Origin of the sequence: Actinomyces sp. Marseille-P3109 (assembly GCF_900323545.1) — a bacterium.
Classification (GTDB): domain Bacteria; phylum Actinomycetota; class Actinomycetes; order Actinomycetales; family Actinomycetaceae; genus Actinomyces.
In genome coordinates this window covers 2,681,617-2,704,838 of record NZ_OOHN01000008.1, presented here as the reverse complement: position 1 = coordinate 2,704,838, position 23,222 = coordinate 2,681,617, and the positions used below count along the sequence as shown (strand labels likewise).

At 65.3% G+C, this 23,222-nt stretch carries 19 protein-coding genes; 13 read left to right on the top strand and 6 right to left on the bottom strand.

The genetic code is table 11. The features are described 5' to 3' along the window. Positions 1 to 20 precede the first annotated feature (20 nt). Together BQ8008_RS13380 and BQ8008_RS11685 are read left to right on the top strand one after the other, a co-directional pair. Positions 21 to 305 (top strand): hypothetical protein, encoded by a 285-nt coding sequence (locus BQ8008_RS13380; protein WP_159086800.1) that lies wholly within the window; start codon positions 21 to 23, stop codon positions 303 to 305. Between the two features lie 2,003 nt (positions 306 to 2,308). Further along, the gene (locus tag BQ8008_RS11685) at positions 2,309 to 3,889 is read left to right on the top strand and encodes an IS1634 family transposase (RefSeq protein ID WP_108834022.1); all 1,581 of its coding nucleotides are present in this window, start codon (positions 2,309 to 2,311) and stop codon (positions 3,887 to 3,889) included. Between the two features lie 44 nt (positions 3,890 to 3,933). Here the strand turns inward: BQ8008_RS11685 and BQ8008_RS11680 are convergent, their stop codons facing one another. Next, complete coding sequence (locus tag BQ8008_RS11680; RefSeq protein WP_108834139.1) at positions 3,934 to 4,311, bottom strand: winged helix-turn-helix domain-containing protein; 378 nt, start codon at positions 4,309 to 4,311, stop codon at positions 3,934 to 3,936. Position 4,312: 1 nt separating this feature from the next. Further along, a complete protein-coding gene (locus BQ8008_RS11675) occupies positions 4,313 to 4,966 on the bottom strand; it encodes a hypothetical protein (protein ID WP_108834946.1) in 654 nt (217 codons plus the stop codon). Between the two features lie 157 nt (positions 4,967 to 5,123). Between BQ8008_RS11675 and BQ8008_RS11670 the strand changes: the two genes are divergently transcribed. The 9 genes from BQ8008_RS11670 (at position 5,124) to BQ8008_RS11630 (ending at position 15,197) form a co-directional block, all read left to right on the top strand. Then, the gene (locus BQ8008_RS11670) at positions 5,124 to 8,111 is read left to right on the top strand and encodes a lysylphosphatidylglycerol synthase domain-containing protein (RefSeq protein WP_108834138.1); all 2,988 of its coding nucleotides are present in this window, start codon (positions 5,124 to 5,126) and stop codon (positions 8,109 to 8,111) included. A gap of 233 nt (positions 8,112 to 8,344) precedes the next feature. Continuing rightward, positions 8,345 to 9,625: a histidine kinase gene (locus BQ8008_RS14010; RefSeq protein WP_108834137.1), complete on the top strand. Its 1,281-nt coding sequence runs from the start codon at positions 8,345 to 8,347 to the stop codon at positions 9,623 to 9,625. Then, positions 9,622 to 10,344: a response regulator transcription factor gene (locus BQ8008_RS11660; RefSeq protein WP_108834136.1), complete on the top strand. Its 723-nt coding sequence runs from the start codon at positions 9,622 to 9,624 to the stop codon at positions 10,342 to 10,344. Before BQ8008_RS14010 ends, BQ8008_RS11660 begins: the two co-directional genes overlap by 4 nt. Positions 10,345 to 10,490: 146 nt before the next feature. Next, positions 10,491 to 11,213: an SDR family NAD(P)-dependent oxidoreductase gene (locus tag BQ8008_RS11655; protein WP_108834135.1), complete on the top strand. Its 723-nt coding sequence runs from the start codon at positions 10,491 to 10,493 to the stop codon at positions 11,211 to 11,213. A gap of 155 nt (positions 11,214 to 11,368) precedes the next feature. After that, complete coding sequence (locus tag BQ8008_RS11650; protein WP_108834134.1) at positions 11,369 to 11,869, top strand: RNA polymerase sigma factor; 501 nt, start codon at positions 11,369 to 11,371, stop codon at positions 11,867 to 11,869. Further along, a complete protein-coding gene (locus BQ8008_RS11645; protein WP_108834133.1) occupies positions 11,866 to 12,510 on the top strand; it encodes a methylated-DNA--[protein]-cysteine S-methyltransferase in 645 nt (214 codons plus the stop codon). The genes BQ8008_RS11650 and BQ8008_RS11645 overlap by 4 nt, the downstream gene beginning before the upstream one ends. A gap of 263 nt (positions 12,511 to 12,773) precedes the next feature. Next, positions 12,774 to 13,682 carry an ABC transporter ATP-binding protein gene (locus tag BQ8008_RS11640; protein ID WP_108834132.1) on the top strand — a complete coding sequence of 303 codons (909 nt, stop codon included), beginning with the start codon at positions 12,774 to 12,776 and terminating at the stop codon, positions 13,680 to 13,682. Continuing rightward, on the top strand, positions 13,679 to 14,446 hold the full coding sequence (locus BQ8008_RS11635) for a lantibiotic ABC transporter permease (RefSeq protein ID WP_108834131.1): 768 nt from the start codon (positions 13,679 to 13,681) through the stop codon (positions 14,444 to 14,446). The genes BQ8008_RS11640 and BQ8008_RS11635 overlap by 4 nt, the downstream gene beginning before the upstream one ends. A 1-nt stretch (position 14,447) precedes the next feature. Beyond that, a complete protein-coding gene (locus BQ8008_RS11630) occupies positions 14,448 to 15,197 on the top strand; it encodes an ABC transporter permease (RefSeq protein WP_108834130.1) in 750 nt (249 codons plus the stop codon). Between the two features lie 46 nt (positions 15,198 to 15,243). Here the strand turns inward: BQ8008_RS11630 and BQ8008_RS11625 are convergent, their stop codons facing one another. From BQ8008_RS11625 to BQ8008_RS11610, 4 genes are all read right to left on the bottom strand, one after another. Then, positions 15,244 to 17,343, bottom strand: coding sequence for a cysteine peptidase family C39 domain-containing protein (locus tag BQ8008_RS11625; RefSeq protein ID WP_159086799.1), 2,100 nt, complete (start codon positions 17,341 to 17,343; stop codon positions 15,244 to 15,246). Beyond that, on the bottom strand, positions 17,333 to 20,116 hold the full coding sequence (locus BQ8008_RS11620) for a type 2 lanthipeptide synthetase LanM family protein (protein ID WP_108834128.1): 2,784 nt from the start codon (positions 20,114 to 20,116) through the stop codon (positions 17,333 to 17,335). The genes BQ8008_RS11625 and BQ8008_RS11620 overlap by 11 nt, the downstream gene beginning before the upstream one ends. A gap of 233 nt (positions 20,117 to 20,349) precedes the next feature. After that, on the bottom strand, positions 20,350 to 20,505 hold the full coding sequence (locus BQ8008_RS11615) for a lacticin 481 family lantibiotic (RefSeq protein WP_108834127.1): 156 nt from the start codon (positions 20,503 to 20,505) through the stop codon (positions 20,350 to 20,352). Between the two features lie 139 nt (positions 20,506 to 20,644). Next, positions 20,645 to 20,800 carry a lacticin 481 family lantibiotic gene (locus BQ8008_RS11610; protein WP_108834127.1) on the bottom strand — a complete coding sequence of 52 codons (156 nt, stop codon included), beginning with the start codon at positions 20,798 to 20,800 and terminating at the stop codon, positions 20,645 to 20,647. Positions 20,801 to 21,288: 488 nt separating this feature from the next. Here BQ8008_RS11610 and BQ8008_RS11605 point away from each other — a divergent pair, with 488 nt between their 5' ends. Together BQ8008_RS11605 and BQ8008_RS11600 are read left to right on the top strand one after the other, a co-directional pair. After that, on the top strand, positions 21,289 to 22,446 hold the full coding sequence (locus tag BQ8008_RS11605; protein ID WP_108834126.1) for an ABC transporter ATP-binding protein: 1,158 nt from the start codon (positions 21,289 to 21,291) through the stop codon (positions 22,444 to 22,446). Next, a complete protein-coding gene (locus tag BQ8008_RS11600; RefSeq protein WP_108834125.1) occupies positions 22,443 to 23,201 on the top strand; it encodes an ABC transporter permease in 759 nt (252 codons plus the stop codon). The genes BQ8008_RS11605 and BQ8008_RS11600 overlap by 4 nt, the downstream gene beginning before the upstream one ends. Positions 23,202 to 23,222 lie beyond the last annotated feature (21 nt).

Below are 23,222 nucleotides of genomic sequence, written 5' to 3'. Positions count from 1 at the left end.
GCGAAGAGCCCGATTTGGCCATGGGAACTCCCGCCGCAGAAGTGGAGGTGTCGACCGTCGCGGGTATCGGCGCAGCTGCCGTGCTTCCAGAGGAAGTCGCTGCCGCGACAGTGATCACAGCAGGCACTGTTGCGGCTGTAGGTGCTGGATGGGCCTACAACCACATGGTTCCACTGAAGTATCGTGAACAGATCAACCACCCTTGGAAAGAAGTGAAAGATGGAGCATCGAAGGCAGTGGACGGCACGACCAACTGGGCGCAGGATACCGCGGGCTCCGCGAAGAACGGGGTGGCTGATGCATAGCATTTCGCTTCCGGGTACGTGGGGCGACACACGAACTGGATGTAGCGACCATGCCCGTGTTCGGTCGACTTGAACCGGCTGACGGTGAGAGACCATCACCTCAACTCAAGGAGGAGCGTGTTTGAATGACTCTATTTCAGAAGCTCTTCCCCATGGATGGAGACAAATCCGCAGTGCAAAATTATGGACATGCAGACCAGGTAAGGGGCCTGGAGGCTTTTATAATACTGATGACCGGGGCTGGTCTGGTGCTCCTGTCATTTGCCTATCACTCATCCATCGCATTCACCGCATGGCTGATGCTCGTAGGTTGCTCCTGCATTGCTTATGGACTCCACAGATGCATTATATACGCACAAATACGCCACGCAGAACGACGTTGGCGCTGTGATGGAACTCGTGTCAAATTCGTTCCGTCTTGGCTGTGCGAGACTGGCGAGATTCTTGTGAACTCAATGATGACTTTGTCATCACTGTTGTCTCTATGTCTCGCAGTATTCTCCGACCTGGACGAGTCGGGTGATGCCAGAGCGTTCTGGCTCTCACTCCTGTTGACAGCCTTCTGTGCATCAGCATGGACCGCTACTCCCTTGTATCGCCCCGGAGCTCCCGCCTTCGAGGTATCTCCTCACGGTCTTTTTCTGCGGCCAGCAGGGATTCGTCACAAATTCGTCTCCTGGGACTCTTCACCTACGTTTCTGAAATACAGAACGATAAGAGGAGTTCCCCGCGTCCTACTGGCAACGAGTAGCGAGACGATCTACTTCTCAATAGGCGGCTTACCTCTCGGGTGCGAGCAACTACATAAACTCTTAGTGTTCTACAACGATCACCCTGAACGTCGTGAGGAGCTCACTCAGCAGCGCGGCCTGGAACGGGTCCGGGAATTGATGTATGCCTCATTAAATGAGGTGGAAGCAGGTCTCGAAAGGGAACGCATACAGTCCGCGAATCGGCCGACTCAATCACACGAGCGGCAACTATCCGACCACAAGCCCAATCGCCACCGATAGCCTCCCCCAGCCCAGATGGACGTGGGCTCCGCGCAGAGCCTGCCACAGCAGCGTGTTGTCTCATGACGTCTGAGAGTTTCAAATATCGTGACATCTGAAGACGCAGGTGCGGCGGAGGGATCGGGTCTGATTGTCGGCGCTCACCCACCCAGCAGGAGGATGCCTCGGTCGCTTGGGTGGTGCCTTGCGTGTGCTGCACGAGGGTCGGGGGCCACTGGGCAAGGGTCGGAGATACTCCATGAGGTGTGGGGGTTCGTGCAGTAGGCACAACCCTTGGCCAGCACACCCCCACCCTCGTGCAGTAGGCCACCCCGAGAAAAGGGCTCGGGCCAACCTCAGCGTTGAGGCAGTGCCACCGGGACCCTGCGCAGAAGTCAGGAGGGGCCAGATAGGGGCAGATAGAGACAGGGCATCAAGATCTGCCGCAAAGGTCCCAGACGCGATCACGCGCGCGACTCGTTGTCCACACAGCCGACATTGGCACCCCAGCCATCGACATACTCGGCGGGGATCCCCGGAATTCTGCGGTTCCGTCTCGGCTGGCGACGGTGCTTAAGCACAGATGTCGCCCATGAACACCTGCACCGGCCAGAGCTCTTCCATTGGCCCACTATCGCATCCAAGACGACCAGACCGGCCCTAGGTTCCCGCCCAGGCAAGTGACTCAGAAGTGAGGAGGCAAGACGGCCCCGCAACAGCAGCGCCGAGCACGCCGACTCCATCACCGTACCCATGCCGGCAGTGTCAATCGAGACCGCCAATGGCACAGGTAAGTGCAGGCGTTCTCAGGTCAGCTAGTTTTAGGGAGATGCGGCATCGGCCGAGCGATCACTAGTACCCCCTGGTCGAGATCAGACAGCTCCACCTCAGGCGTCGAGCCTGACTCCTGACTTTTTTGTTGGTTGAAGGTGTTGGTGGTGGGTTTTCGTTGGGATTGTGCGGGTGGCTGAGTTGGTTCGGGCACTAATTCGGGGTGTGTAGGGTTGGTGGGTGACGCCTTCGATCAACACTTATGTGACGTCTTCTGGGGCGACGGCGGTCAAGGTCGTGTTCAAGAGCCGCGGTAGGCGCATGGTTAAGCACGTTGGCTCGGCTCATGATGAGGCCGAGCTCGCCGTCCTGATGGAAAAGGCTCGCCAGATCGCTCAGGCGGGCCAGACGAGCTTGGACCTGGAAGCCCTGGTCGGCGCGCCCAAGCCGATCGTGTCGGGCAGCGCCCTGATGGGCGCTACGACGAGCGCGCTGCTGATCCAGGTCCTGTCTCATGCCTGGGAGGTCCTTGGTCTGGGCGAGGCGGTCGACGGCGATGAGGGCTTTAAGCAGATGGTCTTCGCACGGCTGGTGGAGCCCACCAGCAAGGCGCAGGTTCCGCGGGTGCTGGGCGAGATCGGGGTTCAGCCGCTGACGGTCCGTACGCTCTACCGGTCGCTGGCCAGTTGCGTCGACAATGACTGGAGGAGCAGTATCCAGGCCGCCCTCTACAAGCGTGTCAACGCCTGCGGTGACCTCTCACTGGTCTTATACGACGTGACCACGTTGTACTTCGAGACGGAGACGGAGGATGACCTGCGCAAGGTCGGTTTCTCCAAAGAGCGCAGGGTAGATCCGCAGATCACGGTCGGCATGCTCGTCGATAGAGGCGGCTTCCCCCTCCAGGTGGGGTGCTGGGAAGGAAACCACGCCGAGACCAAGACCATCGTACCCACGGTCCAAGGCTTCCTGGACGCCCATGGTGTCGATCCGGCAGACCTGGTGGTGGTGGCGGATGCCGGCATGATGTCCTACACGAACCTGACCGCCTTGGATAAGGCTGGTTTGTCGTTCATCGTCGGGTCCAAGACCACCAAGGCGCCCTGGGACCTGGCCGAGCACACGCATTTCCACGGTGAGGCCTATACCGATGGCCAGATCATCGAGACCACCACTCCCAGGAAGGGAATCAAGTCTCTCAAGGGCAGGTCGAAGGTCAGGAGCCGCCCGGCCTGGACGCCGCAGGACAACCCGGAGTCGTGGCGGGTCGTGTGGCACTACAGCGCCAAGCGCTTCGCCCACGACAACACGACCCTGACGGCGCAGGAGAATAAGGCCAAGGCTGTGATCGACGGCGAGAAGACTGCCCGCCGCCCCAGGTTCGTGAAGGGATCCGCAGACCACTTGTCACTTGATGAGGCATCCCTCAAGCGGGCCCGCGCAACAGCGGGCCTGAAGGGCTATGTCACCAATATGACAAGTAAGCGCATGAATGCTGCTGAGGTCGTCAGCTCCTACCGGAGCCTGTGGCACGTGGAGCAGTCATGGCGAATGAGCAAGCACGACCTGCGCGCCCGCCCGATCTTCCACCACCGCAAAGACTCCATCGAAGCGCACTTGACCATGGTGATCACCGCTCTCGCCGTCGCCCGCTACCTCCAAGACACCACCGGCACATCAATCAAGAAGATCATCCATACACTCAAACCAATCCAGACCGCCCAGATCCACCTAGCCGGCCAGACGATCACCGCTAGCCACCCACTCACGCCCCAAGCCCAGACCATCCTCAACGCGCTAGACATCGCCCCCGAGATCTGACACCCCAAACGGGCACTAAACTGTCAGGACTCAGGAGCTCCACCTCAGGCGTCGAGCAGGGCACGCAGGTTGCGCACGTATCGCTCGAAGGCGACCCGCCCCTCGGAGGTCAGCGCCAAGTAGGTGGCGGGACTGCGTCCGACATAGGTCTTGTTCTGCTGGACGTAGCCCGCCCCCTCCAACTTGGACAAGTGAGTGGACAGGTTGCCGGCCGTCATGTCCAGCAGCTCGCGCAGACGAGGGAAGTGCAGCTCGTCCCCAACGGGCACGGCCGCCAGGGTCGCCATGATCCGCAGGCGGGCCTGGGCATGGATGACCGGATCGATGTCGACGCCGGAGGCGGCCACTCCGGCCGGCCTCGCCGCCCACGTCCCAGAGCCCACCGCCCCTCCAGGCCGCCCCATCCGCGCCTCGCTGGACATGTCACGCACCTCGCTTCACTCTCGCCGCGGCACTGACGACGGCGGCCACCAGCATGCCACCCCCACCAGCCACGGACATGATCCACCAGGCCCACGGCATACCGGCAATCGTGACCACCAGGGTGACCAGGAGGATCCAGCCGCCCAGGACCCCCATGACCATCTCGTCCCACAGCGCGGCACTCATAAGGAAAATGACGCCGACGATGAGACAGGGCACGGCGTTGGACACCAGGCTCGCGACCTCGTTGGCCTCAGCCGTGTTGACGGTGGCCAGGAAGGCATTCACCCGGCTCAGGATGATGGCGCCCAGCGGCATCCCGAGAGCCCAGGCGAGGCCGTAGTAGGTGCCCTCTCGGCTGCTTCGGCCGCGGATGCCGCGCACCTTGGGGACAATGTAGGCGAAGGTAAAGAGCAGGGCCGCCGCGAGGCAGCTGCAGAAGAACAGGTACGGCGCCCGCGGCAGGCCGTAGTCCGGCTCGCGATAGAGGGCGAGCGCGGCATAGCCGACCAGCCAGGCCAGCCCCCAGGCGACCAGGAGCGGAGCCGGCTTGACCTCGTGGCGCTTGAGATAGCTCTCCCGCTGGGCGTCAACGACAGCGAGAGCCTCTTCAGGCCCCGCCGGAACCTCGTGGTGCTGAGTCGCAGCACTCATCATGAACCCCCTCACTCAGAGTGGTTTGCGTTTCAAACCACCTTCAGGATAGCGCCTTTGAGTTTGTAGCGCAAACTACTTTGGCATCGACACCTCTGCACGCGGGTCCTTCCCGCGTAGGAGGGCTTGCACAGGCTCGCCTCTTAGAATCGGCTTCATGACAGATGCGGCACCAGGCTCACCCCCGCCGGCCGGCGGACTCGGCAATGCCCCGACGCTCGTCGAGCCGCCCAACGCCGTCGCCCCATCAGCCACTTCTACGCCGTCGGCCGGGTCGGCCTCCACCTCACCGGTCGGCATCCCGGTCATCGGCGTTGCTCCGGCGCCCGGGCCCTCCCCCGTACCCGAGTCCACCGCCCCGCGCTCGACGACGCTCCTGGTGGACACCACCGCGCGCCGCCTGCGCCGCACCGAGGACCTGCTCGACCTGGCCCTGACCCTCCTGGGCATCGGCGCCGTCCTCATCCTGGCGATCTACGCCCGCCAGACCACGACCGGCGTCACCCAGGACGTCCAGAACGCCCTGGCGGTGGTGCTGCGCCGCATCCTCGTCTTCCCCCTGCAGGCCATTGAGGGCCTGACCACCTTCATCGTGCCGCTGGCCGTGCTGCTCGACCGCCTCCTGCGCCGCTCCTGGCGCTCCTGCGGCCAGGCCGTCCTGTCGGGGTTCGCCGGGTACGTGGTCGCCTTCGCCGCCATGACCGGCCTGGTCACGTGGGGGCCGACCGCCCTGGTCATGGGACTGACGGTCACCGCCTCGGGCACCGCCCAGCTGGGCATCTCCACGGTCTTCGCCTCCATGGCGGGCCTGCTCACGGGCGCCGGCGACCGCAACAGCTCGACCACGATGCGCTCGGGCTGGGCGGCGATGTGGGTGGTCCTCGGCCTGGCGGTCCTGCGCGGCGCCCTGACCCTGCCCGGCGCGGTACTGTCCCTGCTCCTGGGCCGCGCCGTCGGCCTGCTGGTCCGTTACGTCTTCGGGGTGGAGGACCGCCGGGCTCACGGGGTCACGCTCGTGCGCGCGCTGCGCCGGGCCGGGATCGACGCAGTGCGCGTGGTCCGCATGGACCGGGCCCCAGAGGCGCGCGCCTGGACCGTCACCACTGACGCGCCTCTGGGCTACACCGAGCAGGTCCGTGAGCAGGTGCGGGAGAACTCACTGGCGTCTGCCGCCTCGACGGACGGCGTCGACGAAGTGCCGACCGACCCGCAGACCGCGGTTGAGACGCCGCCCCCCGCTCACCCCTTCGGCGGGGTCGCCGACCCAGCCGGCGACCCAGCCGCCGAGCCTTCCACCGGGCCTGTGTCCACGCCGGACACCGAGCCAGTCACCGCAGCGACCAAGGATACAGCTCCCGGACCGGCCGCCTCCCCGCTCGACCCGACGTCGTCGGGATCGGCGGACGCCAACACGATCAGACCGGCCACCGACGTCGACCTGGCCGCCGTCCTGGCCGAGGCCTCCAGCGAGGCCCTGTCCCAGGAGCGGGCCTCGGTCCACCGGATGTACGCCGTGTGGGACTCGGCCGGCGAGCGCCGCAACGTCACCCTCCTCGACTCCGACCGGCAGGTGGCCGGGTTCCTGTCCAACATCTGGGACCAGATCCGCGTCAAGGGCCTGTCCCCCACCCGCGACCTGTCCCTGCGCCCCGCGGCCGAGCACGCCGCGCTCATGACGATGGAGGCGCGCCGCGCCCGCGTGCGCACCCCCGGCCTGCTGGGCATGGCCGAGGCCGCCGAGTCAGTGCTGCTGGTGACCGATCACGTCGTCGGTGCCCGTTCCATCCAGGACCTGGGGGCCGAGGTCGACAACGACATCCTGGACCAGCTGTGGAACCAGCTCCAGCGCGCCCACGCCGCGGGACTCGCGCACGGGAGCATTGACGCCTCGAGCGTCGTCCTCGACGAGACCGGGCGGCTGTGGCTCCTGGACTGGGCCTCGGGCGAGACGATCTCCTCCGAGCTCTCCCGCCGCGTGGACCTGGCCCAGACCCTGGCCCTGACCGCCCTGACCGTGGGCGCCGAGCGGGCCATCGACGCAGCCTCCCGCTCGCTGACCACCGCGCAACTGGCCTCGATCGCCCCCATGCTCCAGCGGGTGGCGCTGCCGCGCCAGACCCGCGAGGTCATGGGAAGGCGCGGAGCCAGCCGCCAGGTGCTCCAGGACCTGCGCGACGCCCTCGTGGCGCTCACACCCACGGCCGACGCCGAGCCGGCCCGCCTCAGCCGCTTCTCCACACGCACTGTCCTCCTGGTTGTGGTCGGGCTGGTCGCCGGGTGGACGCTGATGGCGCGGATGGACTTCCAGCAGGTCAGCGCCGCCGTCTCACAGGCCAACGTCTGGTGGATGCTGGCGGCCCTGGCCTTCTCCGTGGCGACCTACGTGGGCGCCGGGCTGACGCTGGTGGCCTTCAGCCCCGCACGGCTCTCACTGTGGCGCTCCACCGAGGTGCACCTGGCCAGCGCCGTCGTCTCGCTCGTGGCACCGGCCGGTGTGGGCGGGGCGGCCATCAACCTGCGCTTCCTCAACCGCAAGGGGGTGCCGACGGCGGTCGGCGTGGCCACGGTGGCCCTGGTCCAGGTGGTCCAGTTCATCGTCACGGTGGTGCTGCTCGTGGTGCTGGCGGCCATGACCGGGCAGTCCACGGGGCTGACCCTGCCGTCGGGCTGGATGCTGGTCGCGGCGGGCGTGATCGTGGTCCTGGCGGCGGTCGTGCTGGTCGTTCCCCGGGCGCGCGCTTGGACGTGGGCAAAGATCGAGCCCACCTACCGCCAGGTGTGGCCACGACTCGTGTGGGTCATGTCCAACCCGGTGCGCCTGGCCCTGGGGGTGGGCGGCGCGCTCATGCTGAGCCTGTCCTACATTCTGTCCTTCAGCGCGAGCCTGTGGGCCTTCGGCTACACGGTGCCCTTCGCGGTCCTGGCCATCACCTACCTGGCCTCCAACACGGTGGGCTCGATCGTGCCCTCCCCCGGCGGTATCGGGCCGGTCGAGCTCGCCCTGACCGCGGGGCTCGTCGCCGCCGGCGTCCCCTACGGGGTGGCGCTGTCCACGGCGATCGTCTACCGCCTGGTGACCTTCTGGATCCCGATCCCCGTGGGCTGGCTCAGCCTCCAGCGCCTCCAGAAGGTCGGGGACCTGTAGGTCCGACGACGAGGTGCGGCGCTCCGAGTCCCAACCGGCACCCTGCGATCATCTCGCCCGCACTGCACGAGGTCCGGGCGCTGCTGGCCGGGAGGTGGGTGCACTCCACGAGGGTCGGGGTCTCGTGGAGTACGGACAACCCCTGACCAGTGCACCCCGAGGCTCGTGCAGTGCACCCGGGCTCAGGCTAACGATATCGACGACGGCCGGCATCTGCCCCGTAGCCTGAAGGCATGGAGCACAGGCCCGAGCCATCGTCGAGCCCGGGGGAGGTTTCTGCGCCCTGGCCCCAGCGATGGCTGGAGCGTCACCGCCGCGCCGTCGACCTCACAGTGCTCGCCCTCATCCTGGCCTATAACCAGCTCGTCCTGCCGGTCACCACGGCCTCAACAGCGCAGCTGTGGCTGCTGGAGACAGTCAGTGCGGGACTCGGGCTGTGCTGGCTCCTGCGACACCACTCCCCCACGGCCGCCTTCACGGTGGCGATTCTCCTCGCCGGGGCCCAGCTCCCGATGGGCCCCGGATCCAGTGTCCTTCCCGCGGACCTCCTGCTGGCGCTGCTGGTCCACCACCTGGCCGCCGCCAGGCGATCGGCGATCTCCCTGCCCTGCGCGGCGCTCGTCGTCGCCTGGGTCATTGCGGCCTTCATCCCTGTGCTCCGAATGGGGTACAGCCGCCTGAGTCTGCCCGCGCTCTGCGTCGTCGCCGTCCTGTGGGCCTGGACCGCAGGCGTGCTGAAGCGCACGCGCCGCGCCCACCTGGCCGCCCTGGCGCGCAACACCGAGTACCGGCTGCGCGAGGCCGCGCTGCGCCACGAGCAGGCCGAGCGCCAGGAGCGCTCACGAATCGCCCGCGAGATCCACGACATCGTCTCCCACGGCCTGGGGGTCATGGTGGTCGTCGCCGACGGCGCGGCAGCGACGGCCGCTTCGGATCCGGACCGGGCGGCGGTGGCCATGCACCGCGTCCGTGACACGGGGCGTGAGGCCCTGGGCGACATGCGCCGGATGCTGGCCGTCCTGCGTGGCGAGGACGAGGTTCCGCATGCCCCTCAGCCCGGCGAGCGGGATCTGGCGGAGCTGGTGGCCGAGGCCCGGGGCACGGGTCTTCCGGTCCAACTCGAGATGCCGGACGCCCTGCACCTGCCGGCAGGGATCGGCCTGACCGTCTACCGGATCGTCCAGGAGGGACTGGCCAACGTGCGTCGGCACGCCGGCACCGTCAGCAGCGTCGAGGTCCGTGTGCGCCGGGAGCCCGCGGGCATCGTCGTCGAGGTCCTCGACGACGGCGGAGGCCTGCCCGCGGCGAGCGCCGTGCCAGCGGTTCCCGGTCACGGCCTCCGGGGCATGCGCGAGCGGGTCACCTCCCACGGAGGCAGCCTGGAGGCGGGACCTCGAGACGGCGGCTTCCGCCTCCGAGCGGTGCTGCCGTGGGAGGAGCGGTCGGAGGCGGAGTCCCCAGAATCCCTGGCGTCTCCAGAGTCGGCACCGGAACGCACTGAGGAGAACGCATGACTCTTCGACTCATCCTCGTCGACGACCAGGAGATGTACCGACTCGGTTTCCGCATGCTGCTGGAGACCCAGGAGAGCGTCGAAGTCGTCGGGGAGGCGGAGGACGGACGCGCCGCCGTCGACCTGATCGAGCGGGTCGAGGCGGACATCGTCCTCATGGATGTGCGCATGCCGCGGATGAACGGGATCGAAGCGACGCGCACCATCGTCCAGGGCGGTTCCGGCGGCCCCCGAGTCATCGTCCTGACCACCTTCGACCTCGATGAGTACGCCTACGAGGCGATCCGGGCGGGCGCCAGCGGCTTCCTCCTCAAGGACGCGTCCCTGGAGGAGCTCATGGCCGCCATCCACCACGTGCACGCCGGCGACGCGGTCATGGCGCCCTCCACCACCCGCAGGCTCATCGAGCACTTCGCCCTCCCGCCCCCAGTGGTCGACGACGGCGATCACCGTATTCGGGCCCTGGAGGACCTGACCGCCCGCGAGCGCGAGGTTCTGGCGCGCGTTGCACGCGGGCTGTCCAACGAGGCCATTGCCCACGACCTGTGCGTCGCCGAGGGGACGGTACGGGTTCACGTCAGCCGGATCCTGAGCAAGCTGGGGCTGCGGGACCGGGCGCAGGCGGTCGTCCTGGCCTACGAGTCGGGCCTGGTCACCCCGCGTAAAGACGCAGGCCGGGCGGATCGGGACGAGCCGCCCAACGGGTACGCGGAGCCGTAAGCACAAGGCATGGTCACCGTTGCTCCTCTGACATTGACGATGCGTTCGAGCATCTGCTCACACGCATCTCACGTTTCGAGTCTCTGACGCGACTACCCGGTGAATGCGCGCAACCCGCGCTCACTAGCACTCCAGGAGGAGGAATTATGACCACAGTCCTGATAACGGGAGGTAATCGCGGCCTGGGTCGCGCCGTCGCCGAGGAACTGGCCGGTCAAGGTATGACCGTCGTCGTCGGCGCTCGTCAAGCGGGCGATGGGGCTGAGGTCGCACGTCGAATCGGCGGCGGGGCGACCGCGGTTCAACTCGATGTGACTGACCCACCATCCATCCGTCGGTCAGCCGCCTGGATCGACGAGCATCACGGTGGATTAGACATTCTGATCAACAACGCCGGTGTGCTCCCGGAAGCAACCAGCCAGGCCGCTGAAGTTGTCGATCTGGGCCTGTTCCAGCAGACGTACGCTACGAACGTCTTCGGACCGGTCGCCGTGCTGGAGGCGTTCCTCCCTCAACTACGAAGGTCCCCACAGGGGCGGATCGTGAATGTGTCGTCGACAATGGGATCGCTCACCGATCAAACTGATCCACGCTCCCCCTACTACGACATGATCGTGCCCGCCTACCAGAGCTCGAAGGCAGCCCTCAACAGCATCACGATCATGCTCGCCAAGGCACTGGCCGACACCTCGATCAAGGTCAGTTCGGTCTGCCCCGGATTCGTACAGACCGACCTGACTCCCATCAACCGGGAGCAAGCGCCATTGACGGTGACGCAAGCCGCCAAGGTCGTCGTGTCTGCCGCCACCCTGCCCGACGACGCACGCTCAGGTACCTTCATCGACAGCGACGGCATCGTCCCCTGGTGAGTAGCGACGGTTGTCCAGGCCGCCTCCCGACCTGGACAGCCGTTCTTCACTCGCTCGTCGGCCATCCCATCAAGGTCGGCAGCGGAATCTTGTCGCCATGAGCGACCTGAGACTGCCGGGCTCGCATTTCCCCCGGCGCCTACGTATACCTTGGGATGAAGATGAAAGATCCGTTCGAACAAGCCGTGAAGGAACATGGAGAGACCGTGTTCCGAGTGTGTCGTGCCGTGCTCGGTCCAAGCCCAGACGCGGAAGATGCTTGGTCGGAAACCTTCCTGGCCGCGTTGCGCGCCTGGCCGGACCTGAGCAACGACACGAACATCGAAGCCTGGCTGGTCCGTGTCGCCCAGCGCAAGACGATCGATATCCTCCGAGCCAGGGCGCGTCACGCGACTCCCGCCGAGGATCTTCCCGAGCAGCGGTCACCGCTTGGGAATCCCGATGAAGACGAGCATGGAGTCTGGTCGGCTGTCGCAGCTCTCCCGGAGCGCCAACGCCTCGCCGTCGCCTACCACTACTTCGGAGGGCTCCCACATGCGGAGACAGCAGCGCTGATCGGCGGCAGCACCGAGGCGGTGCGTCGTGCGACGGCCGACGGCATCAGGAACTTGAGAAAGATCTACGCGGAAGAACAGACGAGAGAAGCACTTCGATGACCGATATGACCAAAGGAGAAGGTATTCGTCCTGCCGACACCGAGCAGACGGCGGACATGGCCCCCCCATTCCCGGTCGATCGTGTCGATCTGGACAGATTGCACGCCCGACTCACAGCCGCGGCTGATCGCGATGGTCTACTGGAAGTCGCTTACCGCACTATCGACACCTCCGTCGGCCCGCTGCTGCTCGCGGCGACTTACAACGGCCTAGTACGAGTGGCGTTCGAACGTGAAGGATTCGACACCGCGCTGGAGACGTTGGCAACCAGGATCAGCCCGCGAGTACTGGAAGCACCCCGCAGACTTGATGTAGTTGCCGCCGAGATGGACGAGTACTTCGCAGGTAGACGGCGTGTGTTCGACGTTCCGCTGGACTACACGTTGTCGTCGGGATTCCGCCAGGTCGTCCAGCGATACCTCCCGCACATCGGTTACGGACACACGCAGTCCTACAAGGAGGTCGCCGAGTGCGTCGGCAACCCGAAGGCTGTCCGCGCGGTCGGAACCGCTTGCGCGACGAATCCGCTGCCGGTGGTGGTGCCCTGTCACCGCGTGCTGCGCACTGATGGCAGTTTAGGCGGCTACATCGGGGGATTGGACGTGAAGTATGCGCTGCTGACACTGGAGAACGCCGTGTGAACGCCTCCAGAACAACATACGAGATGTCTGCGAATCGCAGCGACCTGGGCCCAGCTGCCTGCGAGAAAGCGCAGTTCTCGACCAGAAAGTAGGTTGTCGATACCGCCGCAGGCCTCGCCGGTGTCAACGGGAGCCCGCCGGTTGATGGGCGGATCAGGTTCAGAGCGGCACCACCACCCTCAACCCCCTCTATGCGCATTGCATAGTCGAGGCTGCTCCTCGCGGCGGAGGCGGGAGGCCGCCCCGGCGGGGAGGCTCGGGGCATGAACGACCTCGTACGCACCATCGATCTCTCCAAGCGCTACGGGCAGCGGACCGTCGTCGACCGCCTCAACCTGCGCGTACCGCGGGGCTCCGTCTACGGATTCCTCGGCCCCAACGGCTCGGGCAAGTCCACGACCATGAAGATGCTGCTGTCCCTGGTACAGCCGAGCGCCGGCCAGGTGCTCATCGGCGGGGAGCCGATGAACCGGAGCACTCGACGCCGGCACCTGGCCCATATCGGCTCGCTCATCGAGTCCCCACCCGGTTACGGGCACCTCACCGGCGCCGAGAACATGAGGATCGTCCAGCGCCTGCTCGATCTTCCCGACCGGTACGTCAAGCATGCGGTAGACACCGTTCGCCTGGGCGGGCAGATGGACAAGCGGGTCCGCGAGTACTCCCTGGGCATGAAGCAGCGCCTGGGCATCGCCATGGCGCTGGCGCGCAGGCCCTCGCTGCTCATCCTCGACGAGCCGACGAACGGCCTCGACCCCGCCGGAATCGAGGAGATCCGCCGGCTCCTGAGGTCGTTGGCGGCCGACGGCGTCACGGTCATCGTCTCCTCCCACCTGCTGGGCGAGATCGACCGCGTCGCCACCGTGCTGGGGATCGTCTCGCGCGGCGGGCTCCTCTTCCAGGGCACGCGCGCCGAGCTCATGAGCACCTCCGTGCCGGACACGCTTCTGGCCTGCTCGCGCCCTCTTGCTGCCGCCCACCTCCTATCCGCTCGGGGTACAGCGTCCGCGTACGAGCACGGGCTCCTGCGCGTCCCGGGCCTGAGCCAGCAGGCCACGGCCGACGTCGTCGCCCTCCTGGTCCGCGAGGGCATCGGGGTGCACGAGGTCCGCCAGGAGGAGCGGACCCTGGAGGACGTCTTCATGGCCCTCACCCGAGGAGGCGGGCTATGAGGACCTCCATGACAGTGCGCACCGTGCGCAACGAGTACGCCAAGATGCACCACCTGAGGATCGGGCTCATCGCCGCGCTCCTCCTGCTGGGGGTCTGCGCGCTCAGTGTTCTGTCGGCCTTGAACTCGGGGCTGGTCGACCACCGGTTCGACGCCGACGGCGACGGGTGGCGGCTTCTCATGGCGAGTCTCCATGGCGCCGTCGGACTGACCTCGCCGCTTCTCCTGGCCGTCATGGCGAGCCGTCAGGTGGAGGTGGAGCACTCGGGGCAGGGCTGGATGTCCTCGGCGACCGCGGGCACCACCCCGGGCCGGCTGTGCCGGGCGAAGCTCCTTGCCCTGGGGCTGCTCATCTCCCCCATCCCGGCGGCCTGGGGAGCGCTCGTGGTCATCGTCGGCCGCGCCGTCGGACTGACGGCACCGGTGCCGGTTCCCCGGCTGCTCGCACTGGTAGCGGGCCTGGCGGTCATCAACCTCGCCGTGCTGGGCGCGCAGCTGCTCGCCTCGGCGCGGGTGGAGAACCAGCTCGGGCCGCTGGCGGTGGGGCTGATCGGCATTCTCCTCAGCGTCTTCGCTCCGACCATGCCGATGTGGGCGCGGTACCTGAGCCCGTGGACCGCCTACGGGCTCATCGTCCCGGCGGACTTCGCCGGCACGGATCTGATCGACCTGGATATGCACCTGGTCGGCCTCACGGTTCTGACCTGCGTCGGGGGCGCGCTGTTTGCTCTGGTCACTAGCTGTTTCGATCATCAGGGGGTGTGAGATGTCCTCCATCATCATCGAGTTCCTCAAGCTGCGCCGCTCGGCGAGCTGGGGCGTGGTACTCGTGCTGCCGACGGTCTCGGTCCTCTGCGCGTGCGTGCTCGTGCGTCCCACGGACTGGCAGCTCCTATGGGTGCGGTCCATCGGCTTCTACGGGATGGTGCTGCTCCCCGTATCCCTCGGCGTCCTGGCGTCCCTCGTTTGGCGGGTTGAGCACCAGGGGTCCAACGGGCTGGCACTCATGAGCGCGCCCGTCCCCACGTGGAGGACGGTGGCGGCCAAGACCATCGCTTCCTGGCTGCTCGCGGCCGTCATGCAGTTCGTCCTGGTGCTGGCCGCGACCGCCGTCGGGTCACTCGTCCTCGGGCTGCCGGGCGTTCTGCCGTTGCGGTACCTGGTGGCGGGGCTGCTGATCGCGGTGGCCTGCGCGCCCGTGTGCGCTCTCCAGTCGGGTCTGTCGGCCTTCACCCGGTCCTTCGCCGTGCCAGTGGCGATCGGCCTGGTGCTGACAGGAGCGGGGACGACGGCGCTGCTGTTGCACATTCCGGCGGCCTGGCTCCTGCCTCACGCCCTGGTCACCCGCACGACGCAGATCGGCGCGACCAGCGAGGGTGCCACCCTTGTCTTCGCCGCCCAGGAGCTCACCTGGACGAGTGCTGCCGTCACGGTCGGTATCAGTGCGGCCCTGAGCGCCGTCGTCGTCCTGGCCACCTCCGTGGCGCTTGAGCGATCCGACACCCGAGGGGGCTGAGGACGCCTTCCGCGCCGACGAAAGGAGAGGGCGCTCGGCTGCACGTCTATGCGGCGAGCAGATTAGCGCTGGCAACGAACCTCTTGTACCGCCTGCTCGTGTGCTCCAGGGCGGTCGGCACGCCGATAACCGGCGCGCTGTGGTTGCCCTTGACATAAACGACTCGGTCAACCCGGCTCAGAATATCCATCTGGTGGCTGACAGCGATGATCGTGACGCCACGGTACGTGTCGGACTGGAAGACGTTCCGGTAGATGCTCTCGCGCGTGCTCGCGTCCACTCCACTGAGCGCCTCGTCCCAGAAGATGCAGTGGCGGCCTCGTATGAGGGACCTGGCCACGAGCATCCGCTGCGCCTGCCCAGAGGAGAAGTTCCGGCCGGACTCGAAGACAGCGGAGTCAAGCCCCCGAGGCAGGCGGGAGACGGTATCCGCGAGGTTCACCGCAGCGAGTGCCTCCCAGATGTCGGCCTCGGCGCAGTCCACGCCTTCAGCTACCAGGTTGTCGCGCACAGTGCCGGTGTAGAGCGACATGCCGGGCAGCACCACCCCCAACCCTGACCGGTCCCACCCGTCCCCGTACTGGACCGTTCCGTCGTGCGGCAGCAGGCCCATGAGCGCGTGCAGCAGGGTGGATTTTCCTGACCCTGACTCCCCGATGATGGCCACATGCTCTCCTTGACCGATGGTCAATGAGATAGGAGCGAAGACCGGTTCACCACCTGGGTAGGTGCAGGACAGGTCGCGTGCCGTGATGAACGCCGGCGAGTCAGCGAGTACGACGTCGCGGCGCTGCTCCTCGGGCTCCTCCCGAAGAGGAGCCTGCTTCTGCTCAAAGACCGCAGCCTTTGCCCAGGAGACGAAGAAAGTCTGAAGCTCCGATGTCGCTCCGGCCAGCATGCCCACCCCCGACTGGAACAGCACCACATCAGGCATGCCGACGTGCCCCGAACGGTAGAGGCTGACGCTGAAGGCCGCGACGACGACCAGGGAGACGCCGTAGTAGACGCGTTGGACTCCCGCGCTGAGGTTCTGGGCGCCCAGGGTCGTCTTGAACGCCTCGGCCAGACGATTGTTCTCCGCTGACCAGCGTGCCGCCACCTGGTCCTCCGTCCGGGTCACCTTGGTCTCATCCACAGAGTGAATATCCTGCTGAATGGCTGAGGTGAAGGCGATCTGGCGCTGGACATAGTTCTGACTGGCGTCACGCTCCCTCTGGACGGCAAGTCCAGCCAGGATGCTGAACAGCAGCGATACCCCGCACGTCAGGAGGGTCAGGGGCATGGATATCCACGCCAGGTAGACCACCAGGACCATGACGGAGAGGAAGTTGATGGCAGCTGGGATCGCTGAGGAGAGGATGACATCCCTGATCGTTCCCCGCAGACTGATGACCTCGATCAGGGAACCGACGGTCTGGCTCTTGAAGAACAGGTAGGGGCGCCTCAGCACCGAGCGGAAGAGTGATTCCGAGTAGCGCCGCTCAAACCTGCCCGTCAGACCACGCTGAGCAGCAGTCAGCATCAGGCCGGACGCCAGGTACAAAAGGACAAGCACCACTCCCAGGCCGATAGTGATCGGCCAGAGATACTCTGCACCGAGTACACTACGCACCCCGGTGGCAACTGCCATGGAGGCTGCCTGACCGATCGTCAGACCGAGGAACAGCAGCCACAGGTGCCGGGAGAAGAAGACCCGGACAGCGGAAGGCGGCCGAGAACGGGGCGCCGGAGCCGGAGGACGCTCCTGCTCGACGAGGATCCACACTCCGGTAAAGGAGCGGTAGAAGTCCTCCAGCGGTAGACGGAGTCTGCCAAGAGCAGGGTCTAACACGCGGACGTGGGTACGTGACATCGAGGCGACCACGACGAAGTGGTTCGAGTTCCAGTGCGCGATCGCCGGGCCATTGAAGGAGGTGAACACCTCACGTGTCCATTCTGCCCCGGGATCCCGGTAGGCGCGGGTGCGGGTGCCGATGGACTGATCGATCTGCCTCAGGTAGCTGGCTTTCAGTCCATCCGCAGGCAGTGCATCACCGTCGTAGAGCTCGTGAGGGAGGAGGTCGATCCCCAGGGACGAGACTGCCATGGAGTAGCAGGCAAGAAGGCAGTCCTGCTCTCCAGTCTGCATCCGGAACTTAACGCGCACGGGTACCACCCCAGTCAAGGCTTGGAAGGAGCAGCGGTGACATGGGACTGCCCGGCATGGCGTGCTCGGCGAGTGCGTGCAGAATGCCGGGCAGCCCGCTCATCGCGGAGTACGACTGGAAGTGGTCACTCAGGCCGCACAGCCAGTCCTTGGCGATCCCGAAGCTACTCATGCTCGTCCACTCATCCTCCCAGGACCTGCCTGGAAGCCGGTGGGCGACGTTCTCAAGGGCGAGAAGGTTTCCTGCCACGCCGTGGCAGAGGGCAAAGGTGTCAAGCCCAAGCCCGTACTTCTCGACCCCGTCTGCAGCAAGCAGCAGCTCGTCACTGACGGCTGCGCGCTCGTCGGGTGAGAGCAGGTCGTGCTCGTCGTCAAGGTCAAGCCACCGGCACCTGGCCAGCATGAGCCCGGTGAGTCCGTGGCACCAGTTGGCACTGGGAAGCCCGTCGTCTCGGCGCATGTCCACCCAGGTGTCCCCGCGCCGGAAGCGCTCGTCGTGCTTCCAGGCCGCCCTCCAGGAGTCGCGGTACTCGTCACGACCGGTGACCACGGCGGCATGAAGCAGCGCGGTGGCGACCCCACTGGCACCATGGGCAAAGCTGGCATTGTCGATGGCCCGGGGTCTGGGAACGGCCCAGCCGCTGTCACGTAGGCCGGCCAGGTAGTCGGCCAGTCGAGCGATGACCGGCTCGGCCTGCTGACGGTCCGGCAGGGTTGCCAGCGCCATGATCGTCCCGGCGGCCCCACCGATGACGTCCGCATCAAGGTCGTCCAGAGGGACCGAGGCGCACGTGTCCACGAAGTCATGGGTCAGCTGGTCCGCGTCAGCGTCTGTCAGGCCCTGGGCGCCAAGAGCTCGAAGAACAGGAAGGTACCCCAGGGTCCCGTTGTAGTAGGAGAAGAGCGCCTGCTTCGCGGCTAGACCTCGCCTGTAGGACTCGAGAGCCTCCCGGCCGATGCTGCGCAGCACAGGATCCATGCTGCGGTCGCCAGTGAGCTCACGGTAGCTCAGGAGCCCCACCGCGAGCCCCGGTGTTCCCGAGTAGAGCGACCCCGCGAGCGGGCGCAGCTCCAGCGCGTCGTGGTCGTCGACAGCCAGACTCAGCCAGTTGACAGAGCCGTCCGACTCGGAGCTGACCGCAGACTTGCATATTGTCCTGTAAAGGTCCTTCGCCCCCTCGTACGCAGAGTGCGCGGGTGTCTGGAGCCCGCGCTCGTACCTCATACGCCGGGGACTCTGGAGAGACAGCGTCGTTTCGCTGTCAAAGGCGAAGCGGATGAGCCTCTGCTGGAGGGCAAGGTCATCGTCGCCAAGCGCGTCAAGGACCGAGTACACGCCGTGGGTAGGAGGTGCTTCCAGACTGGCCACCAACGCCCCGCTCGGGTCATAGACGTCCGTGGAGTCTCCCGAGCACCAGAAGATCGGAATGCTGCCCTCGTTCATCTGGGCAATCTCAGAGGAGACGACCTGCTCGGAAAGGCCCTCGGACCGGCGGCGAAGGTACTCATAGATCTCCTCCTGCCGACCAATCCTGGTGACGGACCACAGGTAGCTCATGAACATGCTGTACTCAGCGGTCCTGCGGGCGAGAAGCCGGCACTGGACGTTGGGGGCGCGGTCGGCCACCAGCAGAGCAATATCCCGTCGGGCTTCTACCGCCGCCCTGTAAGACCTCGTGAAGCCCCGGACTATGGCATCGACGTGGTTCATCGGCTGCAGAGCGGTGGACTCACCGTCCTCGACGACGTGCGGCAGATGGGACGTGTCAGTGTGCTCCAGAACCTGCTTGGTGAACTTGACGTCGTCGCGGCCGAGGTTGACAAGCGCCCGCGACTCTCTTTGCCACCTGCCCTGGGACAGTCCACTGACGTCACCCCCGTACATCTCGTTACCGGTACCGACGGGAAGCATGCCTGAGCCGCTGACGGAGGACATGATGGAGCCGTTGACATCGCGCATCGCCTGCGTGATGGAGACAGGCTGCCGCAACGGGGTGCTGAACATGGTCTCGGCGTCGACGACGCAGGGGGTGCCGGCTCCGGGCAGGATGTTCTCATGGTGAAGGTCCGTCAGCCCGACCAGGTAGGCCACGAGGAGCAGGTGCCCCACTCTCTCGTAGTAGGCGTTCACCGCGTCTTTATTTGAGCACGGCTCGGATTTTATCTCCTGCACCCAGGAGTACCCGGAACAAGCACTGAGCCGTGGCGTTACTCGAAGCGCACTCATGCCGGCCGCCGCCGCGACCGTGTCGGAGACCGCCTGCACCAGGAGCTCACCGGAGGACTCCCGGGGCTTGTAGTACAGAGTCGCGTCCCCACTCAGGGAGAGCCTGCACGTGGCGGCTCCATCGTGAAGGTCTCCCATCGGTTTGATCTGGAGAAGATCGGAGGCCTCCGGCGGAATGATTGACTCGGCTACCAGTGACTCATAGTCGTCATTGAAGCGCTGACGCACCGTGGCACACAGGGACTCAAGAGAGTCGAGCCGTGAATGAAGGCGCTCAAGAACTTCCGGGAACCTGGAGGCGACATCAGGGATCACCTTCTGACGGGCTAAGGCCTCGAAGTCCCGGTAACGTTTCTGCGGGGAGTCCCCGTCAAGCTGATCCTGCAGTCGGTACTCGTTGATGAGATACACCAGAACCGGACCGACTATAGCCAGAATTTCTCCCTGAAGATACTGAGGAGGCAGGAACCGCCTAGCTAAAGAACCCACATCCTCACCCCACAGGGATACATAGGCACAAAACGGAATCTCAGGTGAATGACCCATAATCTTACTCCCAGAGGATTATTGACAGCCGCATTAATCGCTTATGTTTACCCAAATCAGGAAGCACGCGCTTCAGCCTGCGAATGAGACGTACGACGTTCTCCCCTCGGGTTCACGTCACTCTTTAGCGGTGCCGTTCATGTTGTCGATATTTGATGAGTATTGTGGGTAGGCCGGGCAGGCGGCCCGGCCTACCCACAATCAGTTCCGAGGCCCACTAAGGGCGGGCGCACTTACGAGCAGCACGTGAGCCTACGCTGCAGACTGTTCATGTGACACTCATGGGTAAGCGTGTAGAACACGCCAACGCCGGCCCCCAGGACCTGGTCAAGCTCCGCGTCACTCAGTTCGTCGAGGGCAGCTACTGCCTGCATGTTGATGTTGCTCATGATGTTCTCCTTTCGAGTTCGCACCACTCTTTAGCGGTGCCGTTCATGTTGTCGATATTTGATGAGCATTGTGGGTAGGCCGGGCAGGCGGCCCGGCCTACCCACAATCAGTTTCGAGATCTACGAGGGCAGGGCGCACTTACGAGCAGCACGTGAGCCTACGCTGCAGACTGTTCATGTGACACTCATGGGTAAGCGTGTAGAACACGCCAACGCCGGCCCCCAGGACCTGGTCAAGCTCCGCGTCACTCAGTTCGTCGAGGGCAGCTACTGCCTGCATGTTGATGTTGCTCATGATGTTCTCCTTTCGAGTTCGCACCGGCCTTTAACGGTGCTGTTCATGTTGTCGGCTCATCGATGAATCATCGACGAATCCTGTGGCGGCTCAACGGACGCCAGACTCTCCAAGACTGGCGACTCAGGAGTTGAACCTCGGTACCGACGCTAGGCGCGTCCCCGCGCACCATCAAGGGAGCGAATATGGTGACCCACATGGACGACCTCTTTTTCTGAACAGGCTGCCAGCATTTGCTGCGCGCGATATCGCCACTGATTCCTGATGTCGACACAACAGGTGGACGGCATCTCGCTACCATCGACCGAGACCTACCGTCTTTGAGCACCCCAACTCCAGAACGTCAATACGACGATCGACTAGCCCAGTCGTAGGACCAGAATCATTCACATGGATTTTCTTAACGGTGCTATCGTGGATACGCCTCTCAAATCATGCAGTCGATGTCGCCGCACTTGGCGGCGACGAAATCAGAAAGGAGCGCAGCAATGCTGAATACCAGGCAGCACCTGGTGGTGCGCAGTACGGGACTGACCAAGCAGTACGGAAATGCTGAGGTAGTCAGTGGTGTCGGCCTGGAGGTTCCTGCCAGGCAGGTCTACGGTTTCCTCGGCCCCAACGGAGCAGGTAAGTCCACCACGATGAAGATGCTGCTCGGGCTGACCCGCCCTACCAACGGGAGCGTGGAGGTCTTTGGGGAGCCCTTCTCACCCGGGCGCACGCTGTCTCGTGTGGGTTCCCTGATCGAGCAGCCCTCCTTCTACGGTCACCTGACCGGGCGAGAGAACCTTGACATCGTGCGCCGGGTCAAGCATCTGGGCGCAGCTAGCATCGACCAGGCTTTGGATACCGTGGGCCTGTCCCACGCAGCCAACAAACAGGCACGGAACTACTCCCTGGGAATGAAGCAGCGGCTGGGTCTGGCCATGGCCCTGCTAGGAGAGCCCGAGCTCCTCATCCTGGACGAGCCCACCAACGGGTTGGACCCCTCCGGTATTCACGAGATCCGCGAGCTGATCACCAGCCTGCCAGCCTCCCGGGGGATCACTGTGATGGTCTCCAGTCACCTGCTCAGCGAGATCGAGCAGATGGCCGACACCATCGGCATCATCAGCCATGGCCATCTGCTCTACCAAGGTCCTCTGTCTGCCCTGGCCGAGGCCGGCCACATCGTGGTGCGCACCCGCCCCGAACAGGCGGTCCCCACCGCCCAGACCCTGGCTACTCAGGGATGGCGGGTGAGCTCAGTCCAGGGCGGCGAGATCATCATGCCCGCATACGACGACGATCACGTCGCCCGGCTGGTCACCACCCTGGTCACCGCAGGCACCAGCATCTACCGAGTCGAGCTGAGGCGCCGCTCCCTGGAGCAGATCTTCCTGGACATCACCGAGCAGGCAGCCCCGCAGGGCCAGCCCAGTACCCAGCAGCAGCCACCGCGCGGAGCGCCGCACCAGCCCGCTCACGTCCGTCAGCCGCCAGTCCAGAGGCAGAGCGCTCCGTCCCAGGCACCATTACCCGGCTACTCGGATATCCAAGGACCCCACCGGGCCCCAGCCCAACCGGCGCCCACTTACACCCAGGCTGCTTACCAGGCACCAGCCCAGCAGGCCGCCTACCAGGGGATGAGGAGGGTAGGAGCATGAAAGCCCTAGGACTGGAGATCTCCAAGCTCAAGAGGTCGCGTCTATGGCTGACCCTTCTCCTGGCCACCGGCTTGGAGTTGGTCTGGGCCACAGCGCTCACAGTCATCAGCCTGGCCAAGGCACCCAGCGGTGTCGCGGCGACCACAGGTTACGCCATTGGAAGTGCCACGGACGTGCACAACCTGGTCGCTCCAATCATCTCCGCGGTGGTGGCCTCCCGCCTGGCCGCCACCGAGCACGACAGCACCATGTTGTCCCAGCTCCTCGCTGACGGCCAGTCGCGCACCTCCCTGTTCCTGGCCAAGCTCACCACAGCCCTGGCCATCTGCTCGGTCCCGGTCATCACTTTGGTGGCCACAACCACTCTGGTGGCCACTGCCAACGGCGTACCCACCGACCTAGGCATGACCGCGACCTGGCTGGGCGGATTGCTCGTGGCCAACATCGCGATGACCGCCATCCACCTGGTCCTGGCCTTGCTCGTCCATCGCCAGGCCCTGACACTGAGCGTCGGCGCCCTGGGCGGCCTACTCGGCACCCTCACCGATGTCATTATGCCCAATTCAGTAGCCGCCGTTCTGCCCTGGCAGTACCCTGCGCTTCTCTCTCCTGTGCGTTTGGTGTTCGGCAAGGGCACCACCACCGGCGTAGCCCCAGTGGACCACCTGGGTGCCTACATCGTCATCGTCATCGTCATTGGCCTAGCCGCCACCGCCCTGGCCCAGGCCGCCTTTAATCGACAGGTCACGCGTTAGAAACCCCCGACTCACCAGGAA

What these genes read in the sequence shown, in the direction of transcription:
- BQ8008_RS13380 (WP_159086800.1), top strand. Translation starts at nt 21, where the DNA reads ATGGGAACTCCCGCCGCAGAAGTGGAGGTGTCGACCGTCGCGGGTATC.
- BQ8008_RS11680 (WP_108834139.1), bottom strand. Translation starts at nt 4,311, where the DNA reads ATGTCCAGCGAGGCGCGGATGGGGCGGCCTGGAGGGGCGGTGGGCTCT.
- BQ8008_RS11675 (WP_108834946.1), bottom strand. Translation starts at nt 4,966, where the DNA reads ATGAGTGCTGCGACTCAGCACCACGAGGTTCCGGCGGGGCCTGAAGAG.
- BQ8008_RS11670 (WP_108834138.1), top strand. Translation starts at nt 5,124, where the DNA reads ATGACAGATGCGGCACCAGGCTCACCCCCGCCGGCCGGCGGACTCGGC.
- BQ8008_RS14010 (WP_108834137.1), top strand. Translation starts at nt 8,345, where the DNA reads ATGGAGCACAGGCCCGAGCCATCGTCGAGCCCGGGGGAGGTTTCTGCG.
- BQ8008_RS11660 (WP_108834136.1), top strand. Translation starts at nt 9,622, where the DNA reads ATGACTCTTCGACTCATCCTCGTCGACGACCAGGAGATGTACCGACTC.
- BQ8008_RS11655 (WP_108834135.1), top strand. Translation starts at nt 10,491, where the DNA reads ATGACCACAGTCCTGATAACGGGAGGTAATCGCGGCCTGGGTCGCGCC.
- BQ8008_RS11650 (WP_108834134.1), top strand. Translation starts at nt 11,369, where the DNA reads ATGAAGATGAAAGATCCGTTCGAACAAGCCGTGAAGGAACATGGAGAG.
- BQ8008_RS11645 (WP_108834133.1), top strand. Translation starts at nt 11,866, where the DNA reads ATGACCGATATGACCAAAGGAGAAGGTATTCGTCCTGCCGACACCGAG.
- BQ8008_RS11640 (WP_108834132.1), top strand. Translation starts at nt 12,774, where the DNA reads ATGAACGACCTCGTACGCACCATCGATCTCTCCAAGCGCTACGGGCAG.
- BQ8008_RS11635 (WP_108834131.1), top strand. Translation starts at nt 13,679, where the DNA reads ATGAGGACCTCCATGACAGTGCGCACCGTGCGCAACGAGTACGCCAAG.
- BQ8008_RS11630 (WP_108834130.1), top strand. Translation starts at nt 14,448, where the DNA reads ATGTCCTCCATCATCATCGAGTTCCTCAAGCTGCGCCGCTCGGCGAGC.
- BQ8008_RS11620 (WP_108834128.1), bottom strand. Translation starts at nt 20,116, where the DNA reads ATGGGTCATTCACCTGAGATTCCGTTTTGTGCCTATGTATCCCTGTGG.
- BQ8008_RS11615 (WP_108834127.1), bottom strand. Translation starts at nt 20,505, where the DNA reads ATGAGCAACATCAACATGCAGGCAGTAGCTGCCCTCGACGAACTGAGT.
- BQ8008_RS11610 (WP_108834127.1), bottom strand. Translation starts at nt 20,800, where the DNA reads ATGAGCAACATCAACATGCAGGCAGTAGCTGCCCTCGACGAACTGAGT.
- BQ8008_RS11605 (WP_108834126.1), top strand. Translation starts at nt 21,289, where the DNA reads ATGCTGAATACCAGGCAGCACCTGGTGGTGCGCAGTACGGGACTGACC.
- BQ8008_RS11600 (WP_108834125.1), top strand. Translation starts at nt 22,443, where the DNA reads ATGAAAGCCCTAGGACTGGAGATCTCCAAGCTCAAGAGGTCGCGTCTA.